This window comes from Streptomyces sp. NPDC017529 (assembly GCF_044329785.1).
Lineage (GTDB): Bacteria > Actinomycetota > Actinomycetes > Streptomycetales > Streptomycetaceae > Streptomyces.
Map to the genome: position 1 here is coordinate 95,585 of NZ_JBIRJY010000018.1, position 14,720 is coordinate 110,304.

General features: G+C 72.0%; 16 protein-coding genes and 2 pseudogenes. 11 read left to right on the plus strand and 7 right to left on the minus strand.

What is annotated here, in order from left to right; translation table 11 throughout:
• The first annotated feature begins 37 nt into the window (after nt 1-37).
• From ACH4K4_RS31545 to ACH4K4_RS31560, 4 genes are all read left to right on the plus strand, one after another.
• The gene (locus tag ACH4K4_RS31545; protein ID WP_398171942.1) at nt 38-1,018 is read left to right on the plus strand and encodes an asparaginase; all 981 of its coding nucleotides are present in this window, start codon (nt 38-40) and stop codon (nt 1,016-1,018) included.
• Between the two features lie 76 nt (nt 1,019-1,094).
• Nucleotides 1,095-2,336 (plus strand): GNAT family N-acetyltransferase, encoded by a 1,242-nt coding sequence (locus ACH4K4_RS31550; RefSeq protein WP_398171944.1) that lies wholly within the window; start codon nt 1,095-1,097, stop codon nt 2,334-2,336.
• A gap of 138 nt (nt 2,337-2,474) precedes the next feature.
• Complete coding sequence (locus tag ACH4K4_RS31555; protein ID WP_398171946.1) at nt 2,475-2,906, plus strand: ankyrin repeat domain-containing protein; 432 nt, start codon at nt 2,475-2,477, stop codon at nt 2,904-2,906.
• A 194-nt stretch (nt 2,907-3,100) separates the two neighbouring features.
• Nucleotides 3,101-3,667, plus strand: a complete 567-nt coding sequence (locus tag ACH4K4_RS31560) for an NADPH-dependent FMN reductase (RefSeq protein ID WP_398171948.1) — start codon at nt 3,101-3,103, stop codon at nt 3,665-3,667.
• Nucleotides 3,668-3,772: 105 nt separating this feature from the next.
• On the opposite strand, the gene ACH4K4_RS31565 is transcribed toward ACH4K4_RS31560, so the two are convergent.
• Together ACH4K4_RS31565 and ACH4K4_RS31570 are read right to left on the minus strand one after the other, a co-directional pair.
• The gene (locus tag ACH4K4_RS31565) at nt 3,773-3,988 is read right to left on the minus strand and encodes a hypothetical protein (RefSeq protein WP_398171950.1); all 216 of its coding nucleotides are present in this window, start codon (nt 3,986-3,988) and stop codon (nt 3,773-3,775) included.
• 97 nt (nt 3,989-4,085) lie between these two features.
• On the minus strand, nt 4,086-5,471 hold the full coding sequence (locus ACH4K4_RS31570) for a carotenoid oxygenase family protein (protein ID WP_398171952.1): 1,386 nt from the start codon (nt 5,469-5,471) through the stop codon (nt 4,086-4,088).
• Between the two features lie 355 nt (nt 5,472-5,826).
• Between ACH4K4_RS31570 and ACH4K4_RS31575 the strand changes: the two genes are divergently transcribed.
• Nucleotides 5,827-6,714: a putative protein N(5)-glutamine methyltransferase gene (locus ACH4K4_RS31575; RefSeq protein ID WP_398171954.1), complete on the plus strand. Its 888-nt coding sequence runs from the start codon at nt 5,827-5,829 to the stop codon at nt 6,712-6,714.
• A gap of 65 nt (nt 6,715-6,779) precedes the next feature.
• On the opposite strand, the gene eno is transcribed toward ACH4K4_RS31575, so the two are convergent.
• Entirely contained in the window at nt 6,780-8,057 is a 1,278-nt protein-coding gene (gene eno / locus ACH4K4_RS31580) for a phosphopyruvate hydratase (protein WP_398171956.1), read from the minus strand.
• Nucleotides 8,058-8,227: 170 nt separating this feature from the next.
• Between eno and ACH4K4_RS31585 the strand changes: the two genes are divergently transcribed.
• The gene (locus tag ACH4K4_RS31585; RefSeq protein WP_398171958.1) at nt 8,228-8,650 is read left to right on the plus strand and encodes a MarR family winged helix-turn-helix transcriptional regulator; all 423 of its coding nucleotides are present in this window, start codon (nt 8,228-8,230) and stop codon (nt 8,648-8,650) included.
• Between the two features lie 55 nt (nt 8,651-8,705).
• Here ACH4K4_RS31585 and ACH4K4_RS31590 read toward each other — a convergent pair.
• Nucleotides 8,706-8,915, minus strand: a pseudogene (locus tag ACH4K4_RS31590) (winged helix-turn-helix transcriptional regulator); the annotation flags it as partial.
• A gap of 95 nt (nt 8,916-9,010) precedes the next feature.
• On the opposite strand from ACH4K4_RS31590, the gene ACH4K4_RS31595 reads away from it, so the two are divergent.
• A complete protein-coding gene (locus ACH4K4_RS31595) occupies nt 9,011-9,940 on the plus strand; it encodes an NADP-dependent oxidoreductase (protein WP_398171960.1) in 930 nt (309 codons plus the stop codon).
• 286 nt (nt 9,941-10,226) lie between these two features.
• On the opposite strand, the gene ACH4K4_RS31600 is transcribed toward ACH4K4_RS31595, so the two are convergent.
• The gene (locus tag ACH4K4_RS31600) at nt 10,227-11,057 is read right to left on the minus strand and encodes a class I SAM-dependent methyltransferase (protein WP_398171962.1); all 831 of its coding nucleotides are present in this window, start codon (nt 11,055-11,057) and stop codon (nt 10,227-10,229) included.
• A 61-nt stretch (nt 11,058-11,118) separates the two neighbouring features.
• Between ACH4K4_RS31600 and ACH4K4_RS31605 the strand changes: the two genes are divergently transcribed.
• Nucleotides 11,119-11,718 (plus strand): TetR family transcriptional regulator, encoded by a 600-nt coding sequence (locus tag ACH4K4_RS31605; RefSeq protein ID WP_398171964.1) that lies wholly within the window; start codon nt 11,119-11,121, stop codon nt 11,716-11,718.
• Between the two features lie 195 nt (nt 11,719-11,913).
• Here ACH4K4_RS31605 and ACH4K4_RS31610 read toward each other — a convergent pair whose 3' ends face one another.
• Together ACH4K4_RS31610 and ACH4K4_RS31615 are read right to left on the minus strand one after the other, a co-directional pair.
• Complete coding sequence (locus tag ACH4K4_RS31610) at nt 11,914-12,201, minus strand: hypothetical protein (RefSeq protein WP_398172030.1); 288 nt, start codon at nt 12,199-12,201, stop codon at nt 11,914-11,916.
• 397 nt (nt 12,202-12,598) lie between these two features.
• A pseudogene (locus ACH4K4_RS31615) lies at nt 12,599-13,045 on the minus strand (TnsA-like heteromeric transposase endonuclease subunit); the annotation flags it as partial.
• Nucleotides 13,046-13,197: 152 nt separating this feature from the next.
• On the opposite strand from ACH4K4_RS31615, the gene ACH4K4_RS31620 reads away from it, so the two are divergent.
• The 3 genes from ACH4K4_RS31620 (at nt 13,198) to ACH4K4_RS31630 (ending at nt 14,709) form a co-directional block, all read left to right on the plus strand.
• Nucleotides 13,198-13,629 carry a helix-turn-helix domain-containing protein gene (locus ACH4K4_RS31620; protein WP_398171966.1) on the plus strand — a complete coding sequence of 144 codons (432 nt, stop codon included), beginning with the start codon at nt 13,198-13,200 and terminating at the stop codon, nt 13,627-13,629.
• A gap of 34 nt (nt 13,630-13,663) precedes the next feature.
• Nucleotides 13,664-14,248 (plus strand): hypothetical protein, encoded by a 585-nt coding sequence (locus ACH4K4_RS31625; RefSeq protein ID WP_398171968.1) that lies wholly within the window; start codon nt 13,664-13,666, stop codon nt 14,246-14,248.
• Nucleotides 14,249-14,367: 119 nt separating this feature from the next.
• Nucleotides 14,368-14,709 (plus strand): DUF2516 family protein, encoded by a 342-nt coding sequence (locus ACH4K4_RS31630; RefSeq protein WP_398171970.1) that lies wholly within the window; start codon nt 14,368-14,370, stop codon nt 14,707-14,709.
• Nucleotides 14,710-14,720 lie beyond the last annotated feature (11 nt).

Here is a 14,720-nt window from a genome sequence, read left to right on the forward strand (position 1 = left end):
CGGGGAGGGGCGCGGGTCACTCCCCGGAAGGCCGCCGATGAGCTCCACCACCCTTACCGACGGGCCCGCCCCGGCCGGTACAGCCCCCGTCCTCGCCGAGGTCGTGCGTTCGGGGTTCGTCGAGGGCCGGCACCGCGGCTCGCTGGTGGTGCTGGCGGCGGACGGCAGCGTGCAGACCGCGCTCGGCGATGTGACCTCCCCGGTCTTCCCGCGCTCCGCCAACAAGCCGATGCAGGCCGCGGCCATCCTGCGGGCCGGCCTCGACCTGTCGGGCGAGCGGCTGGCGCTGGCCGCGGCCAGCCACTCCGGCGAAAGCTTTCACCTCGACCTGGTGCAGAAGATGCTCAGCGAGCACAACCTCCCCGCCGAGCTGGTGCGCACCCCGCCGGACCTGCCGCTGGACCCGGCCGAGGCGGAGACGTACCTGGCCTCCGGGCGGGTGCGCGACCGGCTGACGATGAACTGCTCCGGCAAGCACACCGCGATGCTCGCCGCCTGCGCCGCCAACGGCTGGCCGATGGACTCCTACCTCCACCCGGACCACCCGCTCCAGCAGCTCGCCCTGGAGGAGGTGCGCTCCGCGAGCGGCGAGCGCGTCGAGCACATCGGCACGGACGGCTGCGGAGCGCCGCTGATGGCGATCTCCCTGACCGGCCTGGCCCGCTCCTTCCGGCACTTCGTGCTGGCCGGCGAAGGCACGCCGGAGCGGCGCGTGGCCGACGCGATGCGCGCGCACCCGGAGTACGTGGCCGGCACCCGCCGCCCGGACACCTGGCTGATGCAGGCGCTGCCCGGCGTGCTGTCGAAGATGGGCGCCGAGGCCGTGCAGGCGGTGGCGCTGCCGGACGGGCGGGCGCTGGCGTTCAAGGTGGAGGACGGCGCGACCCGCACGCTCGGCCCGATACTCGGGCGGGTGCTGCGCCGGATGGGCGTCGAGTCGCCGGTGCTGGCGCGCATCGAGGAGGCGCCGCTGCTGGGCGGGGCCGAGCGCGTGGGAGCGATACGCGCGGCCTTCTGAGACGCCCGGCTCCCGAGCGCCCGCCGTACGGGAAATTCCCGCGACGGCAGGACAGGGCCATGGCTACCGTACGGTCATGGGCATCGAGGTGCGTAAGGTCGGCGAGGCGGAGTTTCCCGGTTGGCTGCGGGGCGTGAAGGTGGGCTTCCTGCGGCCGCCGGTGGTCCCCGACGAGGAGATCGAGCACCGCCGCGGCTCCTATGACCCGGACCGCACCCAGGGCGCGTACGACAACGGCCGCTGGGTCGCCACGTTCCACAGCTTCTCGCAGGAGCTGACCGTCGTCGGCGGCGCCCGGGTGCCCGCCGACGCCGTCTCGGCCGTGACGGTCTCCCCCACCCACCGGCGGCGCGGCCTGCTCAGCCGGATGATGGAGAACGACCTGCGGGCGGCGAAGGAGCGCGGCGACGCCCTCGCCACGCTGATCGCCGCGGAGTACCCGATCTACGGGCGGTACGGCTTCGGGCCGGCCACCTGGTGCACCGAATGGCACATCGAGGTGGCGCGCGCCGCGCTGGACCCGCGCCACGCGGGCCCGGACGACGGCGGCCGGGTCGACTTCGCCGACGCGGCGGAGGTGCTGGAGGTCGGCCCCCCGCTGCACGAACGGTTCCGCGCCGGGCAGCCCGGCGCGATCGACCTGCCGGACGTCTGGTGGCGGACCCATACCGGTGCCGTCACGCTCCCGCACCACCCCGCCAAGGACCGCTTCCACGCCGTCTACCGGTCCGCGTCCGGCGAGGTCGAGGGCCTGGTGTCGTACCGCGTGGACGACAAGTGGGAGCGCAAGCTGCCGCAGAACACGCTGACCGTCGACCGGCTGGCCGCGACCACCGCCGCCGCCGAGCGGGCCCTGTGGCGGTTCCTGTGCTCGATCGACTGGGTCATGCACGTCGAGACGGGGTTGCGCGGCCCGGACGACCTGCTGCCGTACTACCTCGGCGACCCGCGCGCGGCACAGATCCGGCATCAAGCCGACTACCTGTGGATCCGGCCGCTGGACATCCCGCGGCTGCTGGAGGCCCGTACCTACCCGGCGGCCGGCTCGCTCGTCCTGGAGATCCGGGACAAGGCGGGGCTGGCCGACGGGCGGTTCCTGCTGGAGGCCGGGCCGGAGGGCGCCACTTGCGCGCGTACGGAGCGCAGCGCGGAACTCACGCTGGACGTCGGTGACTTCGCGGCCCTCTACCTGGGCGACGAGTCCGCGGTACGGCTCGGCGCGCTGGGCCGCGTGGCCGAGGAGCGGCCCGGGGCCCTGGCGACCGCCGACCTCCTGCTACGCACGCCGCGCCGGCCGTGGTGTCCGGACATGTTCTGAAGGACCGCGCGGCCGCCAAACGCCCGGCGCGCGCCAGGGGCCGCGCGGCGGCGCGCTGCATAAGGTGGCGGGGACAGCAAAGGTCCAGGCGGGCGTTGCAGGACACCGCCCCACCAGCAGAGCAGGAGGCCGGCGACCATGAGTGACGCGAACCCCGAGCCGCAGGGTCCCGAGACGACCGAGCACGCGCACGACCCCGAGGTGCTGCACCTCGCGGCCAAGGTCTTCGACCTGGCCCGGCACGGCGACACGGACACGCTCGCCGCGTACGTGGACGCGGGCGTACCCGCCAACCTCACCAACGACAAGGGCGACTCCCTGGTGATGCTGGCCGCCTACCACGGCCACGCCGACGCCGTCTCGGTCCTCCTGGCACGCGGAGCCGACGCGGACCGGCCGAACGACCGGGGCCAGACACCCCTGGCCGGAGCCGTCTTCAAGGGCGAGGACGAGGTGGTACGGGTCCTGACCGCCCACGGCGCCGACCCGGCCGCCGGCACCCCGTCGGCCGTCGAAACGGCCCGGATGTTCCAGAAGACGGATCTCCTCACGCTCTTCGGGGCCCAGTGACGCGCTGAGGCCGGTCGCGCGGCGGATCCGGTGACATGGTGAGGGCCGCCCGGGAGGGCGGCCCTCACCCGTACCGGAGCGGCGGACCGGGGTGAGCCCAGGGCCACGCATTGACATGAAGTTTGGTTGAGGTTTTAGCGTCTCGTCCTGAAGCCGACCACGGCTCCACCCCACCGCCTTCAGGAGGCCCCGCCATGCCCCAGCGCCCCTTCACTCTCGCCGTCATCGTCGGCAGCACCCGGGAGGGCCGGTTCGCCCCCGTCGTCACGAACTGGTTCACCGAGCACGCCGGCCGGCGCGACGACCTCGTCGTCGACGTCATCGACCTCGACGAGATCCGACCCTACGAACTGCGGTACGGCAGCGAGGAGATGGCCTCCTACGCCAAGCGCGTCGGCGCGGCGGACGCCTTCGTCGTCATCACCCCCGAGTACAACCACTCCTTCCCCGCCCCCCTCAAGCACGCCGTCGACCTGCTGCGCGAGCAGTGGCAGGCCAAGCCGGTCGGCTTCGTGTCGTACGGCGGGATCTCCGGCGGCCTGCGCGCCGTCGAGCAACTGCGCCTGGTGTTCGCGGAGTTGCACGCCACGACGGTGCGCGAAACGGTCAGCTTCGCGATGGCCGGCGGGCTCTTCGACGGCGAGGGGCGGCTGCGCGAGCCCGCGGACGCCGACCGGGCCGCGACCGTGCTGCTGGACCAGCTGGCCTGGTGGGCCCAGGCGCTGCGCGAGGCCCGCGAGGCCCGCCCGTACGCGGGCTGACCCCCGCCCCGCGCGAGCGCGGTCCCGTACGGGGGTCGGGCCCGCGCTGCGCGCGGCGGGCGGGCCGGCACCCACCGGCGGGCACCGGGCCGCCGAGCAGCCCGGTCACGCCGGGGAAGCCGCCCGCTCCTCCGCGTGCCGCTCCCTGGCAGCGGCCAGCGACCGGTCGAAGTCGCGCTGGGTGGCGTCACACCAGTGCATGAGATCGGCCAGCACCCGCTGGAGCGTCTCGCTCGGACTCGCCCGCCAGCCCTCCTCGGAGAGCGTGTACGTCTCCAGTGCCACGCCCGCGCGCGCCACCCGTTCGTCGTTCCCGGCCATGCCGTCCCCTTCCGTCGCCGTCGCACCCACCGTACCAATGCAACCGCATCGAAAAAGCCACGGCAACCGGATTCCGCTCCTCCGCCTCCGCCCCCGCTCACTCCCGGTCGGGTATCCAGTTGCCGTGGAACCCGACCGGCACCCGGACCGGCAGGTGCACGCGCGCGACCGGCTCACCCGTGAAGTCCTGGGCCGCGAGGATGACGAGGTCCGTGGCGTCGCGGTCCGGGTTGAACACGTACGCCATCAGCCAGCCCTCGTCCTCCTCCGCGTCCGGCCCCGCCGGCACGAACACCGCCTCGCCGACGCCGCCCTGCGGCGAGAAACGCCGCAGCTCACTGCTCCCCCGCTCCAGGTCGTACTTGACCAGCCCCACCCCCGTCCGCTCGATCCCCGGAAACCGCACGGCCCCCGCGTCCGCGTCGTCCGACTCCAGTACCGCGTAGCCGTACCGGTGCCACAGCGTCAGCCGCCGCGGATCCACCCGCGGCAGCTCCACCGGCCGGTCGTCCACCGGCTCGCGCCGGACCCGGCCCGCCCGCAGATCGACGGTCCAGCGCTCCAGCACGGGCGGCGACCCGTCAGGGCCCGTACGACCCTTCGCGAACAGCCGCTCGTACCGCGCGAGATGCACGACGATCCGGCCCGCGTCGTCCTCCGCCTCGTACGCGTTCATCGGGTGGAAGACGAAGCACGGCTCCACCTCCAGCCACCGCACGTCCGCCGCGCCGCCCTCCCGCGGCAGCACCCCCAGCCGGGCCGGGCGGTGCGCGTCCCACACGTACGGGAACGACGGGCCGACCCCGACGGCGCCCGGGTTGAAGACCACCGGCAGGTCGTACAGCAGCACGTGACGCTCGGTCAGCGAGAAGTCGTGCATCATCGGCCGCCCGTCGACGGGCACGTTCACGCGCCGCCGTATCCGGCCGTCGGTCCCGGCAACCAGGTACTGCACGTACGGCCACGCCCAGCAGTACGCGACGCAGTGCAGCTCGTCGGTGTCGGGATCGATCGTGGTGTGCGCGGCGAGCCCGCCCGGCAGCGTGCCGGCGAAGTCGAAAGGGCCCACCGTGTCCAGCTCGCCGTCCAGCTCGTACGGCAGCGCCCCGCCCTCGACCAGCGCCAGACAGCGCCCGGCGAACCGGGTGATGTGCGTGTTCGGCGCGAAGTCCATGTCCATGTGCCGCGGCCCGTGCAGGATCTTCTCGCCCAGCCGCAGCGCCATCGCGTCGGACCGCACCCAGCGGTTGCGGTACCACTCGGCCCGCCCGCCGCGCAGCCGCACACCGTGCAGCATCCCGTCGCCGCTGAACCAGTGGTACGCCGCCGGGTCCTCCACCCCCAGCGGATTCGGCCCGTTGCGCACATAGCGCCCGTCCAACTCCTCCGGAATCCGGCCGGTCACGGCCATGTCGTACGCGGTGATCTCCTCCCGCACCGGAGCGAACAGACCCCGCATGTACGGATTCACGGCACCCGCCATCGCCGCCCACCTTCCCGGCTGCCGCCCGCGGTGGCCCCCCGGCCACCACCTCCCGCTGCGGCACCCCGCTCCCACCCTCCAGCCGGGGCCCCGCCACGTCGAGACCCGGCGCCGCACCGGCGGGCGTACGGGGCCTCGTGCACGCCCCCTTCCGGCGTGCCCGGCCAGCGCTCCGGCACCTGCGCCCCGCACCCGCATTCGGGTAAGGTGACCAGCTCAAGCAGTGGACGACCAAGGAGGTGAGACCCATTACCGCTGTACCAGGCTGGGTGCTCTCACCTCACGGCTGCACGGTCCCTCAGAGGTAGGAAGACCGCGAGAGCGCCCTTCGGCACACCCCGAAAGGCCCACCGCGATGTCGCTCCCTTCTTCACCTTCCGCCCTCTCCGCTCCCGCCGTCTCCACCCTCGTCACCCGGCTGCGCGCCGCAGGCTGTGTCTTCGCCGAGGACGAGGCGGAACTGCTCCTCACCACGGCCCGCACACCGTCCGACCTCACCGCCATGGCGGACCGGCGGATCGCCGGCCAGCCGCTCGAACACGTCCTGGGATGGGCCGAGTTCTGCGGACGGCGGATCGCCGTGGACCCCGGCGTCTTCGTACCCCGCCGCCGCACCGAATTCCTCGTCCACCAGGCCGCCGCGCTCGCCCGCGCCGTACCCCGCAGGCGCCCGGTCGTCGTCGACCTGTGCTGCGGCACGGGCGCCGTGGGCGCGGCACTGGCAGCGGAGCTGGGCAGCCCAGCCAGCCGCGAAGCCGCCTCCCCCCAGGCCGGGATCGAACTCCACGCGGCCGACATCGAACCCGCCGCCGTACGCTGCGCCCGCCGCAACATCCCGCCCGCCACCGGACGGGTCCACGAGGGCGACCTCTACGCCCCCCTGCCACCCGCCCTGCGCGGCCGCGTCGACATCCTCGTCGTCAACGCCCCCTACGTACCGACCGAAGCGATCGGCCTGCTGCCCTCGGAAGCCCGCGACCACGAACCGCGCGTGGCGCTCGACGGCGGCGCGGACGGCCTGGACGTGCAGCGCCGGGTCGCGGCCGACGCGTACCGGTGGCTCGCCCCCGGCGGCCACCTCCTCATCGAAACCAGCGAACGCCAGGCCCCCCGGACCCTCGCCGCCTTCCGCCGCCACGGCCTCGTCCCCCGCCTCGCCACGGACGACGACCTCTGCGCCACGGTCGCCATAGGCACCAGACCGACCGCGTCCGCCCGGCCCGCCACGGCGGAACCGGCTTGACCTTGACGTCGGCTACTTAGCGGCGCTGAACCAGCCCCTGGACCTGACCACCCGCCGGGCAGCTTCTAGCGGCGCAGCGCCTCCGCGCCTGCGTACCGGGCGCTGTCGCCCAGATGCTCCTCGATGCGGATGAGCTGGTTGTACTTCGCGGTGCGGTCGGAGCGGGACAGCGATCCGGTCTTGATCTGGCCGCACCCCGTGGCCACCGCCAGGTCCGCGATCGTCGTGTCCTCCGTCTCCCCCGAGCGGTGCGACATGACGACCGTGTAGCCCGCGCGGTGGGCGGCGTCGACGGTGGCCAGGGCCTCCGTCAGGGTGCCGATCTGGTTGACCTTCACCAGGATCGAGTTGGCGACACCGGAGCCGATGCCCTCGCGCAGGATGGCCTCGTTCGTGCAGAACACGTCGTCACCGGTGAGCTGGCAGCGCGCTCCGACCCGTGCGGTCAGGTCCCGCCACCCTGCCAGGTCGTCCTCGGCCATCGGGTCCTCGATCGACACGATGGGGTAGGCGTCGATCAGCTTGGCCAGGTAGTCGGCGTTCTCGGCGGGTGTCCGCCGCACCCCCTCCCCCGTGTAGTCGTAGACGCCGTCGCGGAAGAACTCGGACGACGCCGGGTCCATGACCAGCCCGATGTCCGTGCCCGGCCGGTACCCCGTGCGCTCGACGGCGGCCACCACGAAGTCGAGGGCCTCCTCGGCGGTACGCAGCGCGGGCGCGAAGCCGCCCTCGTCGCCCACGCCCGTGGAGTGCCCGGCGGCGAGGAGGTCGCGGCGCAGGGTGTGGAAGATCTCGGACCCCATCCGCACGGCCTCGGCGAAGCTCTCCGCGCCGATCGGGGCGATCATGAACTCCTGGAAGTCCAGGGGGTTGTCGGCGTGCGCGCCCCCGTTGACGATGTTCATCATCGGTACGGGCAGCAGCCGGGCGCCGGAGCCGCCGAGGTAGCGGTAGAGCGGCAGGCGGTGGGCGGCTGCCGCGGCCTTGGCGGTGGCCAGGGAGACCCCGAGGATCGCGTTGGCGCCGAGCCTGGACTTGGCGGGGGTGCCGTCCGTGGCGACGAGGACGGCGTCGAGGCCGGCCTGGTCCTCGGCCTCACGACCGGTGACGGCGGCTGCGAGTTCGGTGTTGACGTTGCGTACCGCCTGGTCGACGCCCTTGCCGTGCCAGCGGGCCGGATCACCGTCGCGGAGTTCGACGGCCTCGCGGGCACCGGTCGAAGCGCCGGAGGGGACCGCGGCCCGGCCGATGGCTCCGTCCGCCAGTTCCACGTCCACTTCGACGGTGGGATTGCCCCTGCTGTCGAGGACGCGGCGGCCGGTGACGGAGGTGATGGCGGTCATGAGAGCCCTTCCCGTTGTCGCATACGTGCCGGGGCTCGACTGCGGCGACGGTGACGCTGGACCCGACGCCGAAAACTCTACAGCACTGCTGCACAGTCTCGCTGTTCAGCCGCACTGTTCAGCACGGCTGCGCAGAACCCCTGCACAGTCACACCGCGTTAAAATTCGGTATGCCCCTTCCGGAATCCGCCGCCATCGCCGCCGAACTGCGCACCGCGATGGGCAAGCTCACGCGGCGCGTGAAGCTGGAGGACCAGATGCCGCACGGCCAGGTGGCCGTCCTCGGCGCACTGGACCGCAGCGGCGCGATGACGACCAGCGAACTGGCGGCCGACCAGCGAGTGCGCCCGCAGTCCATGGCCCGGGCCGTCGGGCTGCTCATGGAGCAGGGACTGATCACACGCCGGGCACACCCGACCGACGGCCGCAAGAGCCTGGTCGAACTCTCCTCCGCGGGACAGGCGCTGCTGGAGGAGGAGCGGGGACGCAGGGCAGATTGGCTCGCGCGGGCGATCGAGGCCGAACTGACCGGCGAGGAACGGGAGTTGCTGGCACGGGGGGTCGAACTGGTGGAGCGGCTCGCGGCGCACTAGCCGGACAGCCGGTAACCATGTGAAGGCGGCGCCGACCGAGTGCCCTGGCGGGGCCTCAGTCGCTTTGGGCGACCGGCCCGGGCTCGGCGGTGTCGAGCGCGTCGAGTACCGCGTCGCCGTTCGCCCTCGCCCACTCGGTCAGCGTGTGGATCGGCTCGATCAGCGTCGCTCCCAGCGGGGTGAGTTCGTACTCGACGCGGGGTGGCACCTCGGCGTAGGCGTGGCGGCGGACGAGTCCGTGCGCCTCAAGCCGTCGGAGCGTCTGGGCGGTCGAGCTGATCGCCGACAAGTGGACGGTGGCCGTGCTCTACGGCCCTAGCCTGGATTCGCCCCTCCTTCCCTCCCGAAGCAAGGAGAGTCATGCGAGTCATCACCCAGCAGATGCTCGGCGGCCCCGAAGTGCTCACCGTCGAGGACGCGCCCGAGCCCCGCCCCCTCCCGACCGAGGTGCTCGTCCGCGTCAAGGCGATCGGGCTGAACCCGCTGGAGGCCCGCCTGCGCGCCGGCGAGTTCCCGCTGATCGGCCGGCCGCCGTTCATCCTCGGCTGGGACATCAGCGGCGTGGTCGAGGAGGGGTCGCTGACGTATCGGTTCAGGCCCGGTGACGAGGTGTTCGGGATGCCGCTGTTCCCGCGGGCGGCGAACGCGTACGCCGAGGTCGTGTCGGCGCCGGCGTTGCACCTGGCACCCAAGCCGGCGTCGCTCTCGCACGTCGAGGCGGCGGCGCTGCCGGTCGTCGGGCTGACGGCGTGGCAGGGCCTCGTCGACCTCGCCGGCGTGACCGAGGGCGACCGCGTCCTGGTCCACGGCGGTGGCGGCGGGGTAGGCCACGTCGCGATCCAGATAGCGAAGGCGCTCGGCGCGCAGGTGATCGCGACCGCCGGCGGGAGCAAGCGGGAGTTCGTCGAGGGGTGCGGCGCCGACGAGGTGATCGACTACACGGCGGTCGACTTCACGGAAGCGGTCCGCGACGTCGACGTCGTGCTCGACACGATCGGCGGCGACACCGCCGAGCGGTCGCTCGCCGTGCTCCGCCCGGGCGGCCACCTGGTGACGGCGGTCGCCGAGGACGATCCGGCGCTCATCGCCACGTACGAGGCGGCCGGCCTGCGCTTCAGCGGCATCGCGGTCGACCCCGACCCGGTCGCCCTGCGAGGTCTCGCCGCACTCGTCGAACAGGGCAGGCTCCGGGTCCACGTGCAGGAAACGTTCCCGTTCGAGCGCATCGCCGACGCACACCGGTTGCTCGACGCCGGCCACCTCCGGGGCAAGCTCGTCCTCACCGTCTGATCCTGTCCTGTCCCAGATAAGTGTGGGCGGGGTGAGGCTCTGACCTGCGGCGCCTACGGTTGAGTGGGACAGGTCGGCCGTCAATGTCCCGCTTATCCGTAGGCAGCCGCCTCCAGGGTGCTCATCGCGGAAGTCCACTGGTCGGCGCGGAGGTGCCGGGCCCGCCGAGGCCCGGCGGCAAGAAGTCGGGGAACCTTCCCCGCTTGCAAGTCCTCCCCGCCTCCCTGGGGACGTCGCCGAGTTCGCCAGTCTGCTCGCGCCCGGCGACGCCCGACGTTTGCGGCGGTCAGGCCGTATGGGAACGGGTAGAGGTGATCACGACGGATGTGTAGGGCATGGTGGCGTGGCCGCCGAGCTTGTCGATCGCGGACCCGGCGCTGTCCAGGACGTCCGCCATTTTGTCTGCGGGGAGCTGGGTGAGGCCGCCGAAGGTGGGGAGCTGGTCGAGCCACTCCTCTCGGGAGTAGGTGCGTTCCCAGGTGAAGCGCCACTGTTCCGGCTCGCTGAACCTGCCGGTCTGCCGGATGCCGTCGGCGATTTTCGCGAACAGTGGCTGGTAGGCGTCCACGGCCGAGCCTCTCAGCAGGCCGGGGTTGAACGGGGAATCGGGGGCGACTCGTTGGAGTGTTTCGGCGAGGGCGTCGATCACCTGGGCCGGGAGCTGGGGGACGTGGTGGAAGGGGGCGAGTCGGCCGCCGGGCCGGAGCACCTGGGCTGCCTTGGCCGCGCCGGCGACGGGGTCCACCCAGTGCCAGGCGGTGCCGGCGATGACCGCGTCGAACTGCCGCCCGGCCGGCTGCCAGTCCTCGAATCTGGCGACCTCGACCTCGACACGGCTGTGTCGCGCGAAGGCGGCCATCCGCTCGTCGGGCTCGACACCGAGCACCGTGCAGCCGGCCGCCTGGAATTGCCGGGCCTCGATGCCGGTCCCGGCTCCGACGTCGAGGATGCGCCGACCGGGGCTTGCCGCGACGATCCTGTCCACCAGGGCGTCAGGATATGGCGGTCGGGCGCGGTCGTAGCGTTCGGCGTCCGCTCCGAACGACTCGGCCGTCTGCCGGTGGCGGTGGGGCTCGGGGCCGGACTTGTCCGGCTGTCCCTGCGATAAAGTGGGCATGCGCCCACACTAATGGGCGGTTGCCCACTTGTTAAGACGGGGCGGCGCAGAAAGGGAGACAATGCCGTCAGGGGTGCACATCCACAACGTGCGCGGCCAGTTGTTCGAAGCTGCCGAGCGCGTCCTGCTTCGGGACGGTCCCGACGCGTTGACCAGCCGGGCCGTCACGGAGGAGGCGAACTGCGCCAAGGGTGTGCTGCACCGGCACTTCACCGACTTCGACGCTTTCCTGGCAGAACTGGTCCTCGACCGCGCCCGCGGCATCGAGGACCGGACCACGACATTGCGCGCGGCCGCCGGGACCGGGAGCGTGGTGGGCAACCTTGCCGACGCGCTGCAGGACCTGTTCGGGCCGGTCACGGTAGCGATCGTCGCGCTCATCACCTTCCGTGACGGCCTCCGCGCCCGGCTGCGCGAGGCCGGTCTGACCGGCATCCCGCTGGCCGTGCACGGCGCCGCCATGATCGCCGCATACCTCACTGCCGAGCGGGAGTTGGGGCGTCTGGCCGGTAACGCCGACATCGACACGCTCGCCCCCACCCTCGTCGGGGCCGGGCACCTGCTGTTCGCCGATCGGACAAGCGCCCCACCGCAGGGCGCCGCCGTCCGCAAGATGGTGACCACCGTCATCGCCGGCGCCTTGCGACCACCCCAGTCGTGACCCGAGCGCCCAGGTCGCGTGTCGCCCCGGCCACCCCTGCCCCTGGATCTGGCAGGCCTCCGTATCTGCCCCAGGCTAAGCACTTGGACGTTGCCGAGGTCCGGCTGCTGGAGCTGAGTGCGGGCAAGTCGGATCACCAGCCGCATGGGGACAAGGCGCGGGTCCCCGCCAATCCGGTTGGGCATCCCACCTGCTTCAGCCTGCGCTGATTGCCGGATTCGCGAGGCCCTCGACCTGTCTGGCAGTGGCCTCGATGGTTGTGCTGAGCCATGTGCGGCTGGTGCCTCGCAGGGGCGCTTGCAGCGGGAAGCGGCGGTGGAATTCGGCGATGGCCCGGGTGACGACGAGGAGATCGTCACTGAGGATCGATCGCCTCCAGTGACCTGCTGCGAACAGGCTGATCAGCGTGTCGTGTTCGGGGTATCCAGCGGCTTCCAGCCATGGGGCCTTTTTGTCCGGTTCGACGGTGGGTGCCCTGACCACGACACGAGCCCGGTGTGACCACCTCGAAGTCCTTGCCGGACAGCAGATGGGCCGGCATCACCACGCTCGGTGACAGTGCCCCGTCGACCAGCCGGACCGCGGTACCCTCCAGCGCGGCCACCGTATGCAGCCGCCCGTCGAAGCGGACCACATCACCCGCTCGCAACAGCCTCGGACGCGACGGCATCCCCACCCCCTTCCCGCACCACCGCGAGGCGCACCCGCGAGTCTGCCGGCAACAGGCCGGACTCAAGATCCGCGGCCAGGACACGGCGCCAGAGCAGGTGGAAGAGCACCGGCAGCACCGCGATCTGGTCACCCACCCGCAGAGCCCCAGCCAGCAGCCCGCCGCCGTCACGGCGAACTTGGCGACGTCATCCGGCTCAATGTGCTCGTCCGGACGCACGTCCACCACCAAGCCCGTGCCGTCGGGGCGGCGGGCGAAGAAGTCCGGCGTGTGCCGCACCCTCTTCCCGTCCGACCCGGCCCACGACAGCCGGAACGGTTGCGAAGCCATACCCGTCACCAGCGGATCGAAGTCGAGCAGCATCAAGTGGTCGCGCTCCAGCCACGACTCGTATCCCACATGGCCACCACAGGTCGCCGACCAGTACCAGCCGCACCAGTTGCCCTGACCTCGGAAGGCCGGGAACCGGCGCTCAGGCCGTACGGACTCGAACCGGACCGGCCACAGGTGTCCCAAGGCTCCCGGATGCCGACCGCATTGACGTACTCCAGCTCGACGTCCTCCGCCGATACCTCGCGCACAACCATCCGGGCCTTCGGTACGACGCCGACCAGCCACTTCGACCGTAGAAGCGCCCCGACCGCCGGACCTACACATGAACGGGACCGTCCGCACATGCCTACAGAAGAGTGGGACTGCCTACACATCGCAGGGACAGGACACGTCTGATCCCGACGCGATCACCCGCCCCGCACCACTATTGCTAGCACCCGCTTGCAATAGTTAGCACGATGGCGCACCATCGGGGTATGGCATCACTCAACGTCGGCAACCTCGGCGAGTTCCTGCGGGAGCAGCGGCGTCACGCGCAGCTGAGTCTCCGGCAGCTCGCCGATGCCGCCGGGGTGTCCAATCCGTATCTCAGCCAGATCGAGCGCGGGCTGCGCAAGCCGAGCGCGGACATCCTGCAGCAGCTGGCCAAGGCGCTGCGGATCTCCGCCGAGACGCTCTACGTGCAGGCCGGGATCCTCGACGAGCGGAAGGTCGACGGGGTCGAGGTGCACAGCGCGATCCTCACCGACCCGTCGCTGACCGAGCAGCAGAAGCAGGTGCTGCTCCAGATCTACGAGTCCTTCCGCAAGGAGAACGGGTACGAGAGCGGGCGCGAGAGTGCGAGCGCGCGTACGAACGAGCGCGCTCCGGACGCCCGAGAGGCCGACGGCGACCCGCACGCCACCTGAGCGACCGACCACCAATTCCAGGAGGAACCACGCCATGGCCATCACCGACGACCTCCGCAAGGCTGTTACCGACCCGACCCCGCTGTACGCCCTGGCCGGCGGTGTGGATCTCGTCGCCGAGAAGGCCAGGGAGATCCCGGGCCTGGTCGAGAAGATCCGCCAGGAGGCCCCGAAGCGGATCGAGGCCGTCCGCAACACCGACCCGAAGGTCGTGCAGGACCGCGTCACCAAGGAGGCGAAGGAAGCCCAGGAGCGCCTCACCCGGCTGCTGGGCTCGCTCGACGCCGACTTCAAGAAGCTCAGCCAGCAGGCGCAGGACGCCGCGCTGCAGGGTGTGGGCCTGGCGGCCGAGGCCGCTGTGAAGGTGCGCGAGGGCTACGACGAGCTGGCCGAGCGCGGTCGCGGCGCGGTGCAGACCTGGCGCAGCGAGACCGCCGAGGCGACCGAGGACCTCGCGGTCGCGATCGAGCCGGAGCCGAAGCAGGAGCCCGTGACGGAGCCCAAGGCCGAGGGCCTGACCGGCACCGACGCGGAGACGCCCGCCGCGGCCAAGAAGTCCGCGCCCGCGAAGAAGACGACGGCGAAGAAGACGACGCCGCCCAGCGAGAACACCAAGTAGCGAGAAAACGAAGTAACGCCCCGACGGGCGGGCGGGCCGGGCACGCCACGCGTGTCCGGCCCGTTCTCCGGGTACGGTGGGGCGGCGACGGACCGAGTCGAACGGGTGGTGGCAGCAGCGTGCTGATCTACGGGTTCCAGAACGTGCTGAGCTGGGTGCAGCTGGCTCTGAACGTATACGCGGCCATCATGCTCGTCGACGCGGCCGTACGGCGGGAGGACGCCTACCGGGCGGCCGGCAAGCAGACCAAGGGCATGTGGCTGATCTTCCTGGTGCTCGCCACCGCGCTGCTGTTCCTGCTGCCGCTGATGTCGTTCCTGCCGATCATCGGGCTGATCGCCGTGATCGTCTACACGGTGGACGTGCGGCCCGCGCTCAAGGCGGTCACCGGCGGCCGGGGCCCGCGGCGCGGCGGGTCGAGTTCGGACGGGCCGTACGGGCCGTTCAACGGCGGCCGGTAGAAGGAAGCCGA